The organism is Oribacterium asaccharolyticum ACB7 (genome assembly GCF_000238075.1).
GTDB classification, from domain to species: Bacteria; Bacillota; Clostridia; order Lachnospirales; family Lachnospiraceae; genus Oribacterium; species Oribacterium asaccharolyticum.
In genome coordinates, this window is sequence record NZ_JH414510.1 from 1 (window position 1) to 1,649 (window position 1,649).

The following is a 1,649-nucleotide window of genomic DNA, read 5'->3' on the forward strand; positions in this document are numbered from 1 at the left end:
AAAGATTTTGTCAGTTGATAAAGAAATAAAAAGAGAGTAATCATTAATCCTTTGATACAATGGTTTCGACTAAAAAACTATGCAAAGGAGACTACTCTCATGGATATTGTAGCACTATTAGAGGTTTTGGTAAAAGGTTTACTTGATGCAGAGAACAAATTTTTTGAAAATCCTAAGGACTTTAGTTCTCTGGAGAGGTCTGTGAAAAGCTCTACAGAGGCTTTTTCTGCTTCTTTCTTGGGTGAAGTTCTTTCAAGAATGAACTCAATGCTTAGTGATTGCGGAGCCAGAAAAGAGCGTTTTAACATTCAGAGGGTCGATAAGCGGACGCTGATTACCTCTGTTGGAGATGTGGTGTTTGATTGTACGTATTTCAAGAGGAAAGCAGAGCAAGGAGGTCACTCATACTTGCTGGAAGAACTTATAGGGTTGGATTCTCATGAGCGGTTTAGTGAAGAAGCTGAGGTAATGCTACTCACGGAGGCATTAAAAACAAGCTATCGTGAGGCGACAAATGTACTGCCATCCAAGCAAAGAATTAGCAAGACCACAGTGATGAATAAAATACATGGTCTAACAGATAGTGTTACACTTGAGGGTCTTTCCGGCAAGAAGCAAGTGGAGTATCTTTTTATTGAGGCAGATGAAGACCACATTGCAGAACAGCATGGCAAGGAGTCCAAGGATAATAAGAGCTTTATTTCTAAGCTGATTTATGTGCACGAAGGAAAGTTTGAATCCGGCTGTAAAGGAAGAAAAGAACTCAAAAATAGCTTTTATTTTGCCGGCCTTTATCCTGGAAAAGAAGGAAATGCATGCCTTTGGGCTAAGGTTTCTGACTACATTGAAAAGACATATGATAAAGAGAACTTAAAGAAAGTATTTATTAGTGGTGACGGAGCCCAGTGGATAAAGAATGGGACGGAGTTCATTGAAAAGGCAGTCTTTTGTGCAGATAAATTTCACTTGATGAAATATATTAATCAGGCTGCAGCGCAGATGTTAGATGAAAAGGATATCGCTAAAGAAGAATTATGGCATTTATTATACTCTAAGCATTCCACTAAGGCTTCATTCTCAAAATATATAGATTGTATGGCGGCATCAGGGAGAAATGCGGAGAGAATAGAAAGTTTGCGGACGTATGTGTTAGAGAATTGGGCGGCTATCAGAAGAACACTAAGAAACAAGCTTGTACAAGGCTGTAGTGCAGAGAGTCATGTAAGTCATGTGTTATCTGACCGCTTAAGTTCAAGACCTCTATCATGGAGCCAAAAGGGTGCTGACAAGATGAGTAAGCTAAGGTGTTATGAGAGAAACTATGGAAGAGAGAAGCTTCTTCAGTTGGTGCGGATAGGTCGAGAAGAAAGAAAGCTGGAAGCGACCGGAACAGAAGGGATAAGTGTAAAGGAAATAAGACTTAGAGATGTGTTAAAAGAGCACTATGATGCGTCAAAGAAATATATAGATGGGCTCCATGCATCAATTCCGGGAGAAACGGTTAAGAAGACTTTCTCCATACGGAACCACCTCCGTTTATTATAAAATTTTGACATGACATAAAAATGATAATAAGATAATTGAAAAGTTGAGGACCTATATCAAGGTGTATTTTTGAAGCTCGTTAACTGACAGTAAGTTTACTCCAT

Annotated in this window: 1 protein-coding gene; it reads left to right on the forward strand. The window is 38.9% G+C overall.

Annotation, left to right across the window (positions count from 1 at the left end; genetic code table 11):
* Positions 1–99 precede the first annotated feature (99 nt).
* On the forward strand, positions 100–1,545 hold the full coding sequence (locus HMPREF9624_RS11315; RefSeq protein ID WP_009537858.1) for an ISLre2 family transposase: 1,446 nt from the start codon (positions 100–102) through the stop codon (positions 1,543–1,545).
* The last annotated feature ends 104 nt before the right edge of the window (positions 1,546–1,649 follow it).

What these genes read in the sequence shown, in the direction of transcription:
- HMPREF9624_RS11315 (WP_009537858.1), top strand. Translation starts at nt 100, where the DNA reads ATGGATATTGTAGCACTATTAGAGGTTTTGGTAAAAGGTTTACTTGAT.